General features: G+C 63.6%; 9 protein-coding genes. 5 read left to right on the top strand and 4 right to left on the bottom strand.

The annotated features are described in order from the left end of the window. Positions 1-508 precede the first annotated feature (508 nt). From KI241_RS14370 to KI241_RS27825, 3 genes are all read right to left on the bottom strand, one after another. Positions 509-1,656 (bottom strand): IS3 family transposase gene (locus KI241_RS14370; protein WP_144419424.1). Its coding sequence is split into 2 segments (ribosomal slippage): positions 509-1,401 and positions 1,401-1,656, totalling 1,149 coding nucleotides; the frame shifts between segments, so codons are not numbered across the junction. A 243-nt stretch (positions 1,657-1,899) separates the two neighbouring features. Beyond that, positions 1,900-7,305, bottom strand: coding sequence for a putative Ig domain-containing protein (locus KI241_RS14365; RefSeq protein WP_244868295.1), 5,406 nt, complete (start codon positions 7,303-7,305; stop codon positions 1,900-1,902). Between the two features lie 35 nt (positions 7,306-7,340). Then, positions 7,341-7,511, bottom strand: a complete 171-nt coding sequence (locus tag KI241_RS27825) for a glycosyl hydrolase family 28-related protein (RefSeq protein ID WP_280529447.1) — start codon at positions 7,509-7,511, stop codon at positions 7,341-7,343. 418 nt (positions 7,512-7,929) lie between these two features. Here KI241_RS27825 and KI241_RS14360 point away from each other — a divergent pair, with 418 nt between their 5' ends. From KI241_RS14360 to hemN, 3 genes are all read left to right on the top strand, one after another. After that, positions 7,930-8,373 carry a membrane protein gene (locus KI241_RS14360; RefSeq protein ID WP_047737903.1) on the top strand — a complete coding sequence of 148 codons (444 nt, stop codon included), beginning with the start codon at positions 7,930-7,932 and terminating at the stop codon, positions 8,371-8,373. A 95-nt stretch (positions 8,374-8,468) separates the two neighbouring features. Then, positions 8,469-9,842, top strand: a complete 1,374-nt coding sequence (locus KI241_RS14355) for a hypothetical protein (RefSeq protein ID WP_047737906.1) — start codon at positions 8,469-8,471, stop codon at positions 9,840-9,842. Next, positions 9,839-11,227 carry an oxygen-independent coproporphyrinogen III oxidase gene (gene hemN / locus KI241_RS14350; protein ID WP_042729829.1) on the top strand — a complete coding sequence of 463 codons (1,389 nt, stop codon included), beginning with the start codon at positions 9,839-9,841 and terminating at the stop codon, positions 11,225-11,227. The genes KI241_RS14355 and hemN overlap by 4 nt, the downstream gene beginning before the upstream one ends. 458 nt (positions 11,228-11,685) lie before the next feature. Here hemN and KI241_RS14345 read toward each other — a convergent pair whose 3' ends face one another. Then, positions 11,686-14,352 carry an excinuclease ABC subunit UvrA gene (locus KI241_RS14345; RefSeq protein WP_212802629.1) on the bottom strand — a complete coding sequence of 889 codons (2,667 nt, stop codon included), beginning with the start codon at positions 14,350-14,352 and terminating at the stop codon, positions 11,686-11,688. Between the two features lie 206 nt (positions 14,353-14,558). On the opposite strand from KI241_RS14345, the gene KI241_RS14340 reads away from it, so the two are divergent. Then, a complete protein-coding gene (locus KI241_RS14340; RefSeq protein ID WP_042730207.1) occupies positions 14,559-16,022 on the top strand; it encodes a hypothetical protein in 1,464 nt (487 codons plus the stop codon). 176 nt (positions 16,023-16,198) lie between these two features. Further along, complete coding sequence (locus tag KI241_RS14335) at positions 16,199-18,349, top strand: NosR/NirI family protein (RefSeq protein WP_212803878.1); 2,151 nt, start codon at positions 16,199-16,201, stop codon at positions 18,347-18,349. The last annotated feature ends 14 nt before the right edge of the window (positions 18,350-18,363 follow it).

Here is an 18,363-nt window from a genome sequence, read left to right as displayed (position 1 = left end):
CAAGCGTCGCCTGCGGGGGTGGGTGCCGGCTTGATGGATTTATTCACGAGCGATGACGAAATCGGCACAGCACGTACTTGGACGGTGGGAGCGGGCTTGCCCGCGAAAGCGGTGTGTCTGTTATGAATATGTTGGATGTGCCGCCGTCTTCGCGGGCAAGCCCGCTCCCACAGATCTTGCTGGTGCATGCAAAGGCTGCGAATACCCCAAATCCCGTGTGGGAGCGGGCTTGCCCGCGAAAGCGGTGTGTCTGTCATGCAGATGTTCGATGTGCCGACGTCTTCGCGGGCAAGCCCGCTCCCACAGATCTTGCTGGTGCATGCAAAGGCAGAGTACACCCCAAATCCTGTGTGGGAGCGGATTTGCTCGCGAAAGCGGTGTGTCTGTTATGCAGATGTTGAATGTGCCGACGTCTTCGCGGGCAAGCCCGCTCCCACAGGATTAGGCGGTGTATGCAAAGGCTGCGTTGAGGTGGTCAATTTTTTCCGGACACCTCAATCGGTGTTTTTCAGGCTGCTTGCCGCTCATACTGATTGGGCGGCAAATAGCCCAAGGATGAATGGATTCGCCTTCCGTTATAGAACCGCACGATGTAGTCCGTGATGTCTTTGATCGCTTCGCCATGGTTGGCGTAATCCTTGCGCCAAACACGCTCCATCTTCAGATTCAAGAAGAAGCGCTCCATGACCGCATTGTCCCAGCAGTTGCCCTTGCGACTCATGCTGCAACGCATTCCATGTCGCGTCAGCAAGTTCTGGTAATCCGTACCGGCATACTGGCTGCCTCGATCCGAATGAGCGATCAAGCCCGGTTCAGGTTGTCTCTGCGCGATGGCCAGTTGCATCGCACTGCATACCAACTCTGCTCGCATGTGGGGTGCCATGGCCCAGCCCACGATTTTGCGTGAGTACAGGTCCATGACGGCCGCCAGGTACAGCCAGCCGCTGCGGGTACGGATGTAGGTGATGTCAGCGACCCACGACTGGTTGATGCGCTCGGGATTGAACTGGCGATTGAGCAGGTTCTCAGCCACCGGAAAATTGTGATTGCTGTCAGTGGTATGAACGAACTTGCGCTTCCAAATCGGACGCAAATCCTGTTGTTTCATCAGGCGGCGGACCTTGTTCCGTCCAACGGAGACGCCAGTGTCACGCAGCGCTTTCACCAAACGACGGCTGCCATAACAGTGTTCATTGGACACGAAGGCAGCCTTGAGCTGAGCGGAAACCGAGCACACAGGTTTTGGCTTCAAACGCCGCTGACGAGCTTCGTAAAACCCCGAACGACTGATCCGCAACACCCGGCAGATACGCGCCACCGGGTAGGCCTTGCATTGGACTTGGTGAACCAACTGGTGGATCACTTCAACTCGCGGGCAAAGAAGGCCGTAGCTTTTTTTAATATGTCATTATCCGTCTTCAGTTCGCGGACTTGCTGTTCAAGCTGGCGAATACGCTGCTGGTCGCTGGTCAATGGTTTGCCAATCCCCGTACCGCCCGACTGCTCGGTTTGATACTGCTGAACCCAGCGGCGCACGGCGGTATCGCTCAGGCCTAAATCGGTACAAACCGAGTTCACGCTCAGACCTTGATCAACAACCATCTTGCAGACCTTCAGCTTGAACTCGGCGTCGAATTTTCTGTACTTCTTAGTCATGGAATATTCCTCAATGAGTGTAGTTTCACCCATTGAGGTGTCCGGTGCTATTAGACCAGCTCACGTATACGCCAAACCTCGTGTGGGAGCGGGCTTGCCCGCGAAAGCGGGGTGTCGGTGATGGGGAGTTTGGATGGGCTGGTGTCTTCGCGAGCAAGTTCGCTCTCGCAAGAGGGTGGTGGGTTGTCAGGGGGCATTGCCTGGGCCGCTGTGGGAGCTGGGCTCCCACAGGGTTGGGTTCACTCAGGCGGTGAAGTCGCTGGCGTGCAGTTCCTTGACGCCGACCAGTTCAAACTCGAACTCGGGAGTGGCGTCGGCGTTGGTGCTGCCGGAGAGGATGCCGTCGGCAAAGCGCAGTTGGCCGGTGGCGTTGGTGGGGTCGAAGGCGTTGCTGCCGATGAAGGTGAAGGCGTCGATCGTCGCCGTCAGCGGGTTGGCGTCCAGGCCGGTGAGGTCCAGGTGATCGCCCTCGGCCGTCTTGAAGCCGTTGATCACATCGCGCAGTGCCCCGACGCCCATGTCCGACAGCGCGGCGAAGACGTACGTGTCTGCGCCGGTGCCGCCGGTGAGGTTGTCGGTGCCGGCGCCGCCGATCAGCCGATCGTCGCCCGAACCGCCCACCAGGGTGTCGTTGCCGGCACCGCCGTTGAGGATGTTCCCGGCGCTGTTGCCCGACAGCGTATCGGCGTAGGCACTGCCCGTCAGGTTCTCGATGAACTTCAGGGTGTCGAGCCCGGAGCCCTGCGTGTCCTGTTGCGCGGAGGTCGAGAGGTTGACTGTCACGCCGGCCTGGGCGCGCTCGTACGACACCGTGTCATTGCCGTCGCGCCCGTCCAGCACGTTGTTGCCGGCGCCGGCGAACAGCGTGTTGTCCAAGGCGTTACCGGTAGCGTTGGCGTCTGCCGCGCTGTCGATGTAGAGGTTCTCGACGTTGTTGCCCAGGGTGTAGCTCGCCAGGCTGCTGTGCACGCTGTCGACCCCGCCGGACGCGGCACTGTTGGTTTCGATCACGGTGTCGCTGGCGTTGTCGACGTAGTAGGTGTCGTTGCCGTCGCCACCGCTCATGCTGTCGGCCCCGGCCGCGCCGTCGAGCACGTTATGGGCGGCGTTGCCGGTGATGAAGTTGCGCCGCTCGTTGCCGGTGCCGTCGATGTCCGAGACGCCGGTGAGCACCAGGTTTTCGAGGTTGGCGCCCAGGGTCCAACTGACCGAGGCCTTCACCGTGTCGATCTGCGAGGCCGAGGTGTTGGTTTCGATCACGCTGTCGAACGCGTTGTCGACCACGTAGATGTCGTTGCCATCCCCGCCGGTGAGGGTGTCGGCGCCCAGGTCTCCGTCCAGGGTGTCGTTGCCCGAGCTGCCCACCAGGGTATCGGCCTGGTCGGTCCCGGAGATCATCCCGCCTTCGTTTTGCGCGCCGTCGAAGATGGCCTGCACGCTGTTGTTGTCGTTGGGGTTGCCGTGGAAACCCAGGTCATCGGCGATGTAGTCGGCCAGGCGCTGGCCGACGATTTCCGCCGACTCCTCGTGCAAGTGCCAGACGTCATCGGGGTACACCAGCGGATCGACTTCATAACGCAAGGGCAGGTCGGTGTAGTCCACCGCCAGCTTGACGTCGGCGCGTTCGGTGGCGATGGCTTCCTGGACGGCGCGCACGTAGCCGACCCCGTCGACGATGGACGCGATCTTGTCTTCCGAATAGCCACGGGCCCGGGCCGCGTCCTGCTCGTAGTGACCGGTCTCCATCAGGTACACGTTGAAGTTGCCCAATTGCGCGTGCAGGTAGTCGAACACCTTCAAGGTTGCGGCCTTGTACGCTGCTGCCGCCGCTGTCTTGTCCGTGGCACGGGCGATTTCCTGGGCGGCTTCCTCGCCTTGGCCCCAGATAATGCCCATGGTGACGTTGTCGATCGATTGCAGTTCGCTGAGCTGGTCGCGTAGCAAGGTGACCGCACGCAACAGCGCAGGACCGGGCTGGTTGGTGTCGGTCAGCCACCAGCACAGCTTCAGTTCCTCGGCGCCGAGGGTCGAGAGGCCGTTGACCGTGCTGCCGCCGACGGCAATGTCGATCCCGTTGCCATCGGCATCGGTGAACTGGCTGCGCACGTCGTAGGAGGTGTAGCGGTCCAGGTCCTTGACCAGCATCGAAGTGCCGGACTGGTCGTCGTCCTCGGTCATGCGCAGCAGCCGCGCGTTGGACTGGCCGAGAGTCGGCAGGTACAGGATGTCTTGCTGGGCGCGTTCGCCGAAGACGAAATCACTGGCGGTCAGGGTGTTGAGGTAGTTGCCGTTGAGGGCGATTTCGAAGCGATTGCCATCGGCGTCGGCCTCGGCGGACTTGACGTAGGTCTTGTCGCCGGCCTCGTTCAGGGTCATGTACAGCGTGCTGTTGCTGCCATCGCCCAGGCCGAGGAAACCCAGGCTCGACACGTCGATCTTGTCGACCCCGACGGTGAAATCATAGATCGTGTCGGTGGCCGTGACGCCGCCGGTGTCGTAGTCGCGGTAGCTGTCGAGCACATTGGTGTAGCGGAACGTATCGGCCCCGTCGCCACCGTACAGCGAGTCGCGTCCGGCACCACCATCGACGATGTCGGCGCCGGTGCCGGCCTTGATCGTGTCGTTGCCGCCCAGGCCGAGGATCAGGTCGGCGGCCGCCGTGCCGTTGAGGGTTTCGGCGTTGTTGGTGCCGGTGATGGTGCTGGCCGGTGCATCGGCCACGGCGAGGGCAAAGCTGTCGCTGACCGAAGCCCCGGACGGATCGGTGGCCTTGACCAGGACGTTGTAGGTGCCGGACGCGGTGTTGGTCGGCGTGCCGGTGAAGCTCAGGCTGCTGGCATTGAAATGCAGCCAGGTGGGCAGGGCGCTGCCGTCGGCCAGGGTCGCGGTGTAGGTCAGCAGGTCCTGGTTGGCGTCGGTGAAGCTGTCGTGGGCCACGGTGTAGCTGAACGGCGAGTTCTCCGTGGCGTTCTGGTCGAGCAGCGCGATGGTGACCACCGGCGCCACGTTGCTGGGCGTGTTCTGGTCGGCGAAGACAAAGTGACTGGCCGTCAGGCTGCTCACCAGGTTGCCCGCCAACGACACCTCGAAGCGGTTGCCGTTGGCGTCGACGGTGAGGTCCTTGAGGTAGGTGCGGTTGGTCGAGGCGCTGTAGGTCACTTGCAGCGTGCCGTTCAGACCGTTGCCCAAGCCGGTGTAGCCAAGCGCCGAGACTTCGATCTTGTCGGCCGCCACATCGAAGTCGAGGATCTGGTCGCTGGCGCTGGTAGAGCCGGTGCGGTAGCTGTCGAGCTTGGAGGTGTAGCGGAACACATCGGCGCCGGCGCCGCCGGTGAGTTTGTCGACGCCGGTGCCGCCCACCAGGATGTCGTTGCCGGCGCCACCGTTGAGGGTGTCGTTACCCGCACCGCCGAACAGTTGCTCGTTGGCCGCGGTGCCCGTCAGGGTGTCGTTGTTCGGTGTGCCGTTGATCACCGTCGGGGCGGCGGGCACGTCCTGTACGGCGAGGGTGAACGTGTCGCTGATCGCCGCGTTGCTGCCATCGGTCGCGGTGACCTGGATGGCGTAGGTACCGGACGCCGTGTCGCTGGGGGTGCCGCTGAATGTCCGGGTGACGGCGTCGAAGGTCAGCCAATTGGGCAGGGCGCTGCCATCGGCCAGCTTGGCGGTGTAGCTCAGGCTGTCGTTGTCCGGGTCGGTGAAGCTGGTGGCCGGCACCACGTAGCTGAACGCGGTGTTTTCGGTGGCGCTCTGATCCAGCAGCGGCGTGGCCAGCACTGGAGCCTGGTTGGTCGGCGACGTGCTGGCAAAGACAAAGTTGGCGCTGGTCAGCGTGTTGAGGTAATTGCCGTCCAGTGCCACTTCGAAGCGGTTGCCGTCGGCATCGGCCGTCAAAGACTTGATGTAGGTCTTGGTGCCGGCACTGTTGAGCACCAGGTACACGGTGTTGTTCTTGCCATCGCCCAGGCCGGTGAACCCCAGGGCGGACAGGTCGATCTTGTCGGCCGCCACGTTGAAGTCGGTGATCAGGTCGCCCAGGTTGGCCCCGCCGGTGTTGTAGTTGCGGTAGCTGTCCAGGCGATTGGAGAACACGAAGGTGTCGGCCCCGGCCCCGCCGGTGAGGGTGTCCATGCCGGCGCCGCCGTCGAGCTTGTCGTCACCCGCGCCGCCGCTGAGGCTGTCGTTGCCGGCCAGGCCGAGCAGCGTGTCGGCTGACTCGCTGCCCAACAACGAGTCGCTGCCGCTGGTGCCGGTGACGACTCGGTTGAAGATGAAATTGCTGGCGGTCAGGGTGCTGGCAAGGTTGCCCGACAGGATCAGCTCGAAGCGGTTGCCACTGGCGTCGGCGTCGAAGTCCTTGATGTAGGTGCGGTCGTTGCTGGCGCTGTAGCTGATCTGCAGGGTGCCGCCACGGCCGTTGCCCAGCCCGGTGAAACCAAGGCCGGCGAGGTCGATCTTGTCCTGGGTGACGTCGAAGTCGGTGATGGTGTCGTCGAAACTGGTGGTCGCGTTGCGGTAGCTGTCGGATTGGGCGACGAAGCGGAAGGTGTCGGCGCCGGTGCCGCCGGTGAGCTTGTCGACGCCGGCACCGCCCACCAGGATGTCGCTGCCGGCCGCGCCGTTGATGATGTCATTGCCCGCGCCGCCGTAGAAAATCTCGCTGGCGGAGGTGCCCTGCAAGGTGTCGTTGCCCGCCGTGCCTTGTACGGTGGTCATCGGAACCGTGGCGCTGACGTAGCTGCCATCGCCATAGACCAGCGTGGCCCCCTTGCTGGTGTGGCTGATGGTGTTGGCGATGATGGCGTTGCGATCGGTGCCGTCTTCGTTGCGCTCGGCAACGCCGTAGGTCGACTGATTGCTACCGCTGATGAGGTTGCCCTGGATGGTGTTGTCGCTGCCGTTGAAATATTTGCCGGACACACCCTGGGTGTCGTCGTAGGACTGGATGATGATTTCCGGTACCGGGCTGCCCAGGGAGTTGTTGTTGAGCGTGTTGTCGGTGATCTCGACGTGGTTGCTGCCGTAGATGCGCACCCCGGCGCTGGCATTGTCGTGGATGTCGACGCCGCTGACGCTGACATCGCTCGACAGTTTGACCAGCACGCCTTCGGCGCCATTGCCGTAGACCTCGCCCCCGGTGATGGTGATGTTGCTCGGGGAGGGGATGTTCTCGCTGCCGCGCTGCACCACGATGCCGTTGCCGCCGTTGTTGTAGGCGACGTTGTTGGTCAGGGTGAAGTCATGGGTGCTGGTGACGACGTTGAAGCCGTGGCGGTCGTTGTCGTAGGCGACGTTGTTCTCGAAGGTGCTGTCGCTGAGGAAGTCCGCAACGAAGCCGTCCAGGCCGTTGCCGTGGGACACGCTGTTCTTGATGACCATGTTGACGGTCTGCTCGTGGGGGTCGAAACCGTACCCGGAGCAATCCTTGATCTCGACGCTGTCGAGGGTGACGTTGGAGTCGTAGCCTTCCTGGCCTGGAATGTAGCCGTTGAACCAGCCGTCGATCTTGCCGGTGGTGTGGTCGCGGTTACCGTCGATGGTGAGGTTGCTGACGCCGAAGTCGTGGGTTTCCTCGCCATAGGCGGAGCGGATGACCCCGGTGATCTTGGTGTCGGAGCCGTCGGCCACCTTGACGGTGGTCTCGCCCATGCCGTCGCCGTACAGGTAGACATTGCTCTTGAGCATCACGCAGCCGTCGGAAGGTTCCTCGCCGCCGGAGACAATGTAGGTGCCGGTGGGCATGTACACCTGCCCACCCCGGCGGCGGCCGCCGCATCAATCGCACTTTGTATCGCCGCCGTGTCGTCAGTGATGCCATCTCCTTTGGCGCCAAAATTTTGTACGTTGAAAATCATGAGCTTATCTCCGTATCAGGCTAAAAACCTCGTTAGGAGCCAATATTCCATCGGCGACCACCGAGTTAAGACCCAACGGAGCGCGAAAGTTGTGACCGCGCATCGGGCAAGTGTCAAAAATCTGGACTAACTGATCAACGGTCGGAACTCGAAAAACGACGTGTAACGTTTTGTTGACGCGCGGGCATGATTTTGGGGTGTGGCTGCTGGCCCCTTCGCGGGCAAGCCCGCTCCCACAGGGTGATCGGTTGGGAGCACAGATTGAGTGTCTGACCCCAATGCATTGTTGGCTGGAAGCGAGCCTGCTCCACTCCCAAAGGGCACCGCAGCGATTGCGGTTTACTTGATTGGCATCAACCACCCCCCACGTCCCACGCGGTAGCCTGCAATAAACCATCGAGCGCATCCGAGGGGCCGCATGAGTTATCCGCTGTTTCTGACCTTGCACCTGTTCGCCGCGCTGGTGTTCATCGGCACGGTGTTTTTCGAAGTGCTGTTTCTCGAAAGCATTCGCAAGCAACTGCCCGTCAAGGTCATGGTGCTGCTGGAGCAGGGCATCAGCCGGCGCGCGCGGCAGTTGATGCCCTGGGTGTTGCTGGTGCTGTTCGGCGCGGGGGCCGCGATGGTCTGGTTGCGCTACTGGCCGGCGCTGATGTCGCCCTTGCAGTCGTCCTTCGGCTTGCTGCTGGGTTTGAAGATCCTGCTGGCCGGCAGCGTGCTGGGGCATTTTCTCTGGGCGATGTGGCTGTTCCGGCGCGGGCGGATGAATGCCCGCTACGTGCACATCATCCACACCAGCGTGTTCCTGCACATGGTGACGATCGTGCTGCTGGCCAAGGGCATGTTCTACATCGGCTGGTAGGCGCGGCGCCTTGGTTTCCAGGCGCTTGATACAAGTCAAGGTGGCCGGCCGGGTTACAGCGGACACTGTGCTCGCGCCGCCATTCGGAGATTGCCATGTTCGATTTGTTCAATACCCTCGGTGAGCGACCCTCGGGACGTGCCCCAGTGGTGGCAGATTTCGACTGTCCGGTCGCTACACGAAAATTCCACGCCGGCATCGGTTCGCTCGACCTGCTCAGGGGGCTGCGCAACAGCCGCCAGAAACGTCGGCCGCTGTCCCTGGCCGTGCACCTGCCGTCGCGCTTGCGCCTGGCCTCGTGTTCACCCCTGGCCCACGACTGTCGCTGCGGCGAAATCGACGGCTACCTGCAACGCCTGACGTACGAGATGGGGCTGGTGGGTTGCCATCTGGGCGCAGGACGACGGGTCGAGGCGTTCTGCCTGACCGGCGGTACTCCGGTCATCGCCCATCTGCAACGGCTGATGGGCGACCTGCGCAAGCGCTTTGACTTTTGCGAGTACGACAGCGGCGACCACAGCATCGAGGTGGACCTGCACCACACGGACTGGTCGACCATGGGCCTGATCCGTGACCAGGGTTTCACCCATGTCAGCATCGGTGTGCCCGACATTGGCGTCGACAGCGAGCTGTCCGTCGACTGCTACCAGAACCCGGCACCGATCCATTCGCTGATCGATGCGGCGCGCACCTTCGGTTTTCGGTCCATCAACATTGACCTCGGTTACGGCCATGCCTGGCAAACGCCGCAAAGCTTTGCGTTGAAGCTGGCGACGCTGATCGAGCTGGAGCCGGACCGGCTGCACGTCTTTGACTATGGCCGCGCGCCGTATCGTTATCGCTCGAAAAGCACCGGCGTGGCCGGCGCCTATTGCAGCCCGGCCGACAAGGACGCCATGCGCCGCATCTGTTGCGAGCAACTGATCGGCGCCGGTTATCACTACATCGGCCTGGGTCAGTTCGTGCGGGCCGACGATGACCTGGCGGTGGCCCAGGAGCATGGACGCCTGCATCGCAATTGCCTGGGGTTCACCCGCCATGGCTGTTGCGATCACGTGGGGTTCGGGTTGTCGGCGGTCACGCAGATCGAGCATCTGTACGTGCAGAACACCGACAACCTGTTGCATTACTGCCAGCAGTTGGACGCCGGGCAACTGCCGGTGTATCGCGGCTGGCGCTGTGAGGCGCAGGATCAGGTCAAGGCGACCGTGACCGAGCAACTGGCCTGCGACCTGGAGCTGGATATCCCGGCCATCGAAACACGTTTTGGCCTGGTGTTTCGCGAGTACTTCGCGTCCATCTGGCCGTTGCTGGAGGCGTTGCACGACAAGGGATTGATCGAACTGACCAGCCGTTTTATCGGCATCCTGCCTGCCGGGCGCCTGAATGTGGACGCGATCTGCAATCTGTTCGACCCGGATCCGAATGACGCGGGCCTACACGCCCTGGAAAAGTTGAATCCTTCATGAACGCCGTATCCGGTTTCAATCGTGCCCTGGTGGAAAAATACGACCGCCCGGGGCCGCGCTACACCTCCTATCCAACCGCCCCGCAGTTTCACCAGGCGTTTGCCATGGACGAATACCGCCAGGCCGCCCAGCGCAGCAACCAGGCGCCGCAGCCCAAGGCGTTGTCGGTGTATATCCATATCCCGTTCTGCCAGAGCCTTTGCTATTACTGCGCCTGCCACAAGATCATCACCCGCAAGACCCCTCGCGCGGCCGAGTACCTGACCTACCTCAAGCGCGAAATTGCCCTCCAGGCCGCGCTGTTCGATCGCTCGCGCAAGCTGACCCAATTGCATCTGGGCGGGGGCACGCCGACGTACCTGACCCACGAGCAACTGGCGGACCTGATGGACTGCCTGCACCAATCGTTCGACATGGACGACAGCGATGCCCATGAGTTCTCCATCGAAGTCGACCCCCGTACGATCGATGCCGGGCAGGTCCTGGGCCTGCGGCAGTTGGGCTTCAATCGGCTGAGCTTTGGCGTGCAGGACTTCGACGCCCAGGTGCAGGTCGCGGTCAACCGGGTGCAAAGCGAGGCACAAGTGGCCGAGCTGGTAGAGGCGGCGCGAGCCGCACGCTTCAAGTCGGTCAGCGTCGACCTGATCTACGGCCTGCCGTTGCAGACCATCGCCAGTTTCGACGTGACCTTGAGCAAGATCATCGCCCTGCGCCCCGACCGTATCGCCGCCTACAGCTACGCTCATCTGCCCAGCCGGGTGCGTGCCCAGCGGATGATCCGTCCTGAAGACATGCCCCCGCCCGAGCGCAAGCTGCAATTGCTGGAGTTGACCATCAACCGCTTGACCGAGGCCGGGTATGTCTACATCGGCATGGACCATTTCGCCCTGCCGGACGACGAACTGGTACTCGCCCGCGCCAGGGGTTCGCTGCAGCGCAACTTCCAGGGTTACTCCACCCATGCCGATTGCGACTTGATTGGCCTGGGGGTGTCGTCGATCGGCAAGGTGGGGGATAGCTACAACCAGAACGTCAAGGAACTCTCCCAGTATTACGCGCGCCTGGACCAGGGCATGCTGGCGGTGCAGAGGGGCTACCGACTGAGCGCTGACGACCTTCTGCGGCGCGAGATCATCAGTGAACTGATGTGCCACGGACGCATCGCCTTCGCCCGGATCGAGGCGGCACACGGCATTTGTTTCAACACCTACTTCGCCGAGGCCCTGGCCGCGCTCCAGGAACTGGTCGGCGACGGCTTGCTGGAAATTCACCACGACGCCCTGGTACTGCTGCCCCAGGGGCAATTGATGATGCGCAACGTGGCCATGGCATTCGATGCCTACCTGGGCGCGGATCGAACGGTCCAGTATTCGCGCACGGTGTAATCGCGCGGTACAGACCTGTGGTCAAGCATGTGCGGAGCAGACCAACCCGGTCCACCCCCGCTTTTCCGTGGCGAGGGAGCTTGCTCCCGCTGGGCCGCGAAGCGGCCCCCTTGGATTTTGATGCAGTCATTCAGATAGCGCGCGGGGCCAGCACTTTTGGGTCTGCTGCGCAGCCCAGCGGGAGCAAGCTCCCTCGCCACGGGTGACGCAGGGTACGGACCTGTGGCTAGGGGATTTTGCGGAGCAGGCCAACCCGGTCCGCCCCCAAAGCCTGCCGCCCCCCGCTTTTCTGTGGCGAGGGAGCTTGCTCCCGCTGGGCCGCGAAGCGGCCCCCTTGGGTTTTGATGCAGTCAATCAGATAGCGCGCGGGGCGAGCACTTTTGGGGCTGCTGCGCAGCCCAGCGGGAGCAAGCTCCCTCGCCACGGGTGACGCCCAGCTTTCTGTGGCGAGGAACTGGTCACCGGGTTGATGTGCCGGGTTGCAAGGCTCGGCCCAGGAATGGGGCGGTGCGGCTTTCCTGGCATTGGGCGACTTTGGCCGGTGTGCCGCACACCACGACGTTCCCGCCCTGGGTCCCGGCGCCGGGGCCGATATCGATGACCCAGTCGCTTTGCGCCACGACGCGCATGTCGTGTTCCACCACGACCACCGTGTGGCCCTCATCCACCAGACGATTGAGTTGCACCAGCAAGCGGTCCACGTCCTGGGGGTGCAAGCCGTTGGTGGGTTCGTCCAGCACGTACAAGGTGGCGCCCCGGGCCTTGCGTTGCAGTTCCGTCGCCAGTTTGATGCGCTGCGCCTCGCCGCCGGACAGTTCCGTGGCCGGCTGGCCCAGGCGCAAGTAGCCCAGGCCGATGTCCTGCAACACTTGCAAGGTGCGCCGCGCCGCTGCTTGTTCGGCGAACACGTCGAGGGCCTGGTTCACGGTCAGTTGCAGCACCTGGGAAATGTCCAGGCCTTGCCAGCTGACTTCAAGGGTCTGCGGGTTGTAGCGCGCCCCGTGGCAAGTGGGGCAGGGAGCGTACACGCTGGGCATGAACAGCAATTCGACGCTGACGAAACCTTCGCCCTCGCAGGTCTCGCAGCGGCCCTTGGCGACGTTGAAGGAAAACCGCCCGGCATCGAACCCCAGCGCCTGGGCCTGTTGCGTGGCCGCGAACAGTTTGCGCACGTGATCGAACAGCCCGGTGTAGGTGGCGAGGTTGGAGCGCGGCGTACGGCCGATGGGTTTCTGGTCTACCTGGACCAGCCGCTTGATCCCCTCGAGCCCGGCGGTCACATGCCCGCCGCTGGTTTGCACGGGTTCGTCCTCCAGGCTCTGTTCCTCGGGTTCGGCGTTGGCGCTGGCCTGGCCCAGGTGGGCGCCCACCAGGTCCAGCAGGGCCTGGCTCACCAGGCTGGATTTGCCGGAGCCGGAGATGCCGGTCACCGCCGTGAAGCAGCCCAAGGGAAAGGCGGCGCTCAGGTTGTCGAGATTGTTGCGGGTGATGCCCTCCAGGCGCAGCCAGTCCTTGGGTGGCCGAGGGGCACGGGGGCTCGCGGTGTCTTCGGCAAAGAGGTAGGCGCGGGTCCGCGAGGCCTGCACCTGCCCAAGCCCCTGGGGCGGGCCGCTGTAGAGGATGTTGCCGCCTTGTTCGCCGGCGTCGGGGCCGACGTCGATGAGCCAGTCGGCGCGGCGCATGGTGTCCAGGTCGTGCTCGACCACAAACACCGAGTTGCCGGCGGCCTTGAGCCGTTGCAGGGCATCGAACAGCGCCTCGCTGTCGGCCGGGTGCAAGCCCGCGGAAGGCTCGTCGAGCACGTAGATCACCCCGAACAACTGGGAATTGAGTTGGGTTGCCAGGCGCAGGCGTTGCAGCTCGCCAGAGGACAGCGTCGGCGTGCTGCGCTCCAGGGCCAGGTAGCCGAGACCCAGGTCGATGAGCGTGACGATCCGCTCCAGCAATTCGGCGGCGATGCGCTGGGCCGCCAGGCGTTTTTCCAGGGACAGGTTGTGGGTGTGTCGTGCGTCCGGTCCTCCGACGTGCGGGTTATCGCCCCGGGCGGCGCGTTGCTCGCGGGCGGCCCGGGTCTGCTGATGGGTGAGCACCGCGCCCGGTTCTTCGGCCTGTTCGAGATAGTCGGGGGCCAGGACGCCCTTGAGCACCTCGGCCAGTTCCAGCAATGGCAGGTGCGACAGTTCGGCGATGTCTCGGCCGGCAAAGGACACCGTCAGCGCCTGGCGCTTGAGGCGCTTGCCTTCGCACATGGGGCAGGGGCTGGCGCGCATGTATTGGGCCACGCGTTTGCGCATCTGCGCGCTTTGCGAATGCATGAAGGTGTGCAGCAGGTAGCGCCGGGCGCCGCTGAAGGTGCCCTGGTAGCTGGGTTCGAGCTTGCGTTTGAGGGCGGCGCGGGTCTGGGCCGGGGTGAGCCCGGCGTACACCGGGACCGTGGGGGTTTCTTCGGTGAAGAGAATCCAGTCGCGTTGCTTTTTCGGCAGGTCCCGCCAGGGCACATCGACGTCATAGCCCAGCGTGACGAGGATGTCGCGCAGGTTCTGCCCCTGCCAGGCCATGGGCCAGGCGGCCACGGCCCGCTGGCGGATGGTCAGCGAAGGGTCCGGCACCATGGACGCTTCCGTCACCTCATAGACCCGGCCCAGGCCATGGCACTCCGGGCAGGCACCCTGGGGCGTGTTGGGGGAGAAGTCCTCGGCATAGAGCATCGGTTGATCGGCCGGGTAGCTGCCGGCACGGGAATAGAGCATGCGGATCAGGCTCGACAGGGTGGTGACGCTGCCTACCGAAGAACGGGCGCTGGGCGTGCCGCGCTGTTGTTGCAGGGCCACGGCCGGTGGCAGGCCTTCGATGCTGTCCACGTCCGGCACGCCCACCTGGTCGATCAGGCGCCGCGCATACGGCGCGACGGATTCGAAGTAGCGGCGCTGGGCCTCGGCGTAGAGCGTGGAGAAGGCCAGCGACGATTTACCGGAGCCCGACACACCGGTGAACACCACCAGGGCATCGCGTGGAATGTCGACGTCGACGTTCTTGAGGTTGTGTTCGCGGGCGCCGCGCACCCGGACACAACCGGCGCTTTCGGGCAAGGACGAGGGGGAGGCGGGGCCGGAGCGGGAGGGCATGGAATTTCCTTGTGTGCGTCTGCTTGAGGCGTCGTGGCTTTCGGAGCTTTTGTGACGTGGCGTGATGGATCGGCTGAAGAATGCAACCTGAGTCACAGCCCTGACAATAATGCGACCGGGTTCAACCGTTCTCGTGCGATAAAAATTTACTCGGGCCCCGGGAGATGAGAAAAGCATTTCCAGTTTTCCCAGGATACGGACCTCCCATGCCTCGATCGAAGCTTCTGACTCAACTGTTTGTTGCCCTGCTGGCCGCCGCGGCGCTGTGGTACATGTGGACGATCACCAGCGCCAAGCTGGATTGGGGCGGCGACAGCCCAGGCCGGCAAGACGTGGGCGCCGTGAAAGACACCCGCCAGCGGGCGATGAGCCAGTATTGCACGGGCGTGGTCGCGACCCCGAAAGGCACCTGGCTGGTCGGGCGCCTGGAAGGCGATGCGCAAATGTTGGAGCCTGCGGCCGAGGTCGTGAACCTGGACACCGTGGTCTACGGCAAATCGAAGGAGACCGAGGCCGCGCAGGACGCTAGCGCCTTCAGCGTTTTCTCGGCGCGGGAGACAGAAACCTCATTCATCTCACGGCTCGACGCCCAGGGGCAGTTCCAACTGGTAGCCCATGTCAGCGGCGCCGCGTGCCTGGTCGCCAGTCCCGATGGCGCCAGCCTGTTCCTGCTCACCGGCCTGGACCGGCCCGACGCGTGGACCACTGACGGTCCGCGGCAGACGGTTGTCCTGCGCAGTGATGACCAGGGCAAGCAGTGGACAGGGTTGAAGCAAGGCTTCTTCGCCGAGGCCGATCAGGTGGCCTGGAGCCTCGATCCTTACTTTCACGGATCGGATGAAGTGTGGGCCTGGGGCTCGTTGAGCGCGATGGACGCAGAGGTGCCCGGTGGCATTGCTACCGGCGTGTTCTATTCGGCCGATCGCGGCGCAACCAGCACCCCGATCGTCACCGCCGAATCGCTGCTGGTGAGCGCCCAGTACGCCCATGACCAGCGACCTGACGTCGTGCAGTGGCATACCGACTCGGAGGATCGGGGCGAAATCCGTGGTCACGTCATTCAGGTCGATGGGCAGCGCGCGTTCATCTGGTTGTCCCAACGTTTTTGGGGCAGTCATCCGGATGGCAAAAGCGACAACGTCGCGGTCAATGTCACGACGCGGGCCGAGTTGCAACGCCAGGCCGGGAAGTGGCAGATGGTGGCCAGGCAGCGTGACGACAACCTGTTTATCGATGCACTGGCGCAGAACGAGGCCGGGCGGGTGTTTGGCCTGATCGACCAGGGGCATCAGGGCCAGGACGTCGTAGCCGAGTTGGACACCGGCACACTGAACTGGCGCCCCACGGGCGAGTTGCCCAGCGTGTTTGCGCCCCTGGCCTCGGACAGCCGCTTGCGCGGCGATGGTTTCTGGGTCGGGCAAAACACCTTGCTGATCAACACCAGCAGCGAGCATCACCCACCGCGTTGGCTCTACTGGTGGTCGGACGCCAGCATTTCCGCGGACGGGGTGTTTTACTCCACGGACTGGGGCGGTTCCTGGCACAAGCTGAATGTGGACGGCTACCTGGGGGTGCTGGGTTTCCAGCCGGGCCAGGATCGAGTGTTCTGGGCCAAGGGCAATTGGTACGACAACAATGACCTGGGGATTTACGCCTATGGGTTGCATTGAGGGGGCTTGCTCGCTGTAGGGGATGGGCCTGGTGCACTGGGGGGCTTCGCACGCAGGCTTCCGACAGCGCTTTTGTAGCAAGTTGATTTCAATCAAGGGCCAAAAAAAGGCTGGCCCCTAGGATGTTCGCCAAGATCCTGTCCTAAGCCCTGGCGTCCATGACCCCTTCCTTTGCGATGCTGCACCTGTTCCGCCACTGGCTGGGTGGCCTGTTGGTTTTCCTGCTGTTGTTCGCGGGCCTCGCCCAGGCCAAGGACTACGGGGACATCCAGCAGCAGCGCATCCACCATGTGCTGGGCCAGAGCGACGCGATCTCCGAGCCTGAAGGCCCCTACAAGGTGCGCACGCTGTCGGCGGCGGGCAAGGTCGTGGGCTACGTGTTCCAAAGCCTCGACGTGGTGGACATCCCGGCCTATTCGGGCAAGCCAATCAACGTGCAGGTCATCCTCGACCCGGCCGGTGTGATCCTCGACGCCTACGTGCTCGAACACCATGAGCCGATCCTGTTGATCGGCATCGCCGAAGAAAAACTCCACGCCTTCAGCGCGCGCTACAGCGGCGTCAAGGTCAGCCAGCGAGTGGTGGTGGGGCACTCCAGTGACCCGAATGCGGTAACGGTGGATGCCATTGCCGGCGCCACCGTGACGGCGATGGTGGTCAACGAGGTGATCATGCGCGCCGCCCACGATGTCGCGGTTGCCCTGGGGTTGGTCAAGGGCAACGCCGGGTTGACGGTGGCACCGGCCCGCGTGCGTGAGGACAACTTCGAACCCGCCGGCTGGGCGACGCTGACCGGCAGCGGCGCGGTGCGTCGCCTGCACCTGACGCGGGGCCAGGTCGACGCCTCGTTCAAGGGCACCGAGGCCGAGCAGGTGGAAGTCGCCAGCGCCGAGCAGGCCGACGACACCTTCATCGACTTGTACGTGACCCACCTCAACCCGCCCACCATCGGCCGCAACCTCTTGGGCGAGGGCCCATACCGCACGCTGATGAGCGAACTCAAGCCGGGCGAGCAGGCCATCGCGGTCATGGGCAGCGGGCGCTACTCGTTCAAAGGGTCGGGTTATGTGCGCGGCGGGATTTTCGATCGGGTGGTGCTGCGCCAGTTCGGCGACACCATCAGCTTCCGCGACCTGGACTTCCAGCGCCTGGACGATGTCGCCGCCGACGACATGCCGGCCTTCGATGAAATGGCGATTTTCATCATCCGCGCCACCCATCGCTTCGACCCCGGCGCGCCCTGGAGCCTGGAGTTGCTGGTGCGCCGCCAGACCGGGCCGGTCAGCGGTACGTTCAGCAGCTTCGTGCTGGCCTATCAACTGCCCGAAGCCTACCTGGAACGGCCGTTGCCCAGCGCCGAACAACTGGCTGCGGCGCAGGAGGCCAGCCGGCCGATGTGGCTGACGCTGTGGTACCAGAAAAGTCTGGAGATCAGCCTGCTGGGGGCGGCGTTGCTGGTGCTGACCGTCATCCTGTTCTTCCAGGACGCCCTGGCCCGGCGGCCGACCCTGCTGCATTGGGTGCGCCGCGGCTACCTGGTGTTCACCGTGGTGTTTCTCGGCGGCTTCGCCCTGGCCCAATTGTCGGTGGTCAACGTGCTGACCTTCGTCCATGCCCTGTTCGAAGGCTTCCGCTGGGAGCTGTTCCTCACCGACCCGCTGATCTTCATCCTCTGGGTGTTCACCGCCGCCAGCATCCTGCTCTGGGGGCGTGGGGTGTTCTGCGGCTGGCTGTGCCCGTTCGGTGCGTTGCAGGAGTTGATCAACGAGCTGGCGCGCAAATTCAAGGTGCCCCAGTACGAACTGCCATTCGCGGTCCACGAACGGTTGTGGGCGCTCAAGTACATCATTTTGCTGGTGCTGTTCGGCGTTTCGCTGGAGTCGATGGCCACCGCTGAACGCCTGGCCGAAGTCGAGCCGTTCAAGACCGCCGTCACCCTGCGGTTCGACCGCCAGTGGTGGTTCGTGGCGTATGCCCTGGGCCTGCTGGTGGTCAACCTGTTCACGCGCAAAGTCTATTGCCGTTATGTCTGCCCGCTGGGCGCGGCCCTGGCGATGCCGACACGCCTGCGCCTGTTCGACTGGCTCAAGCGCCGCAAGGAGTGCGGCAACCCCTGCCAGTTGTGCGCCAAGGAATGCGAGATCCAGGCGATTCATCCCGACGGTCGCATCAACGCCAACGAGTGCCACTACTGCCTCGATTGCCAGATGACCTGGCACAACGAAAACAAATGCCCGCCGTTGATCAACAAGCGCAAGAAACGCGGCAAGGCCGCGGTGGCCGACCCCCAATTGATTCCCGTGGTGCAGGTGACCCCGGCGCCTTGAGGCACCTGGAAAAA

Source organism: Pseudomonas sp. Cab53 (assembly GCF_018325965.1).
In the GTDB taxonomy this organism is placed as follows: Bacteria; Pseudomonadota; Gammaproteobacteria; order Pseudomonadales; family Pseudomonadaceae; genus Aquipseudomonas; species Aquipseudomonas chlororaphis_E.
Note: the sequence above shows the minus strand (reverse complement) of the source record. Positions and strands in the feature narration are given on the sequence as shown.

Excerpts from the sequence above, each read along its gene's own strand:
- KI241_RS14365 (WP_244868295.1), bottom strand. The coding sequence starts at position 7,305 with ATGGGCGAGACCACCGTCAAGGTGGCCGACGGCTCCGACACCAAGATC.
- KI241_RS14335 (WP_212803878.1), top strand. The coding sequence starts at position 16,199 with ATGCTGCACCTGTTCCGCCACTGGCTGGGTGGCCTGTTGGTTTTCCTG.
- KI241_RS14360 (WP_047737903.1), top strand. The coding sequence starts at position 7,930 with ATGAGTTATCCGCTGTTTCTGACCTTGCACCTGTTCGCCGCGCTGGTG.
- KI241_RS14355 (WP_047737906.1), top strand. The coding sequence starts at position 8,469 with ATGTTCGATTTGTTCAATACCCTCGGTGAGCGACCCTCGGGACGTGCC.
- KI241_RS27825 (WP_280529447.1), bottom strand. The coding sequence starts at position 7,511 with ATGATTTTCAACGTACAAAATTTTGGCGCCAAAGGAGATGGCATCACT.
- KI241_RS14345 (WP_212802629.1), bottom strand. The coding sequence starts at position 14,352 with ATGCCCTCCCGCTCCGGCCCCGCCTCCCCCTCGTCCTTGCCCGAAAGC.
- KI241_RS14340 (WP_042730207.1), top strand. The coding sequence starts at position 14,559 with ATGCCTCGATCGAAGCTTCTGACTCAACTGTTTGTTGCCCTGCTGGCC.
- hemN (WP_042729829.1), top strand. The coding sequence starts at position 9,839 with ATGAACGCCGTATCCGGTTTCAATCGTGCCCTGGTGGAAAAATACGAC.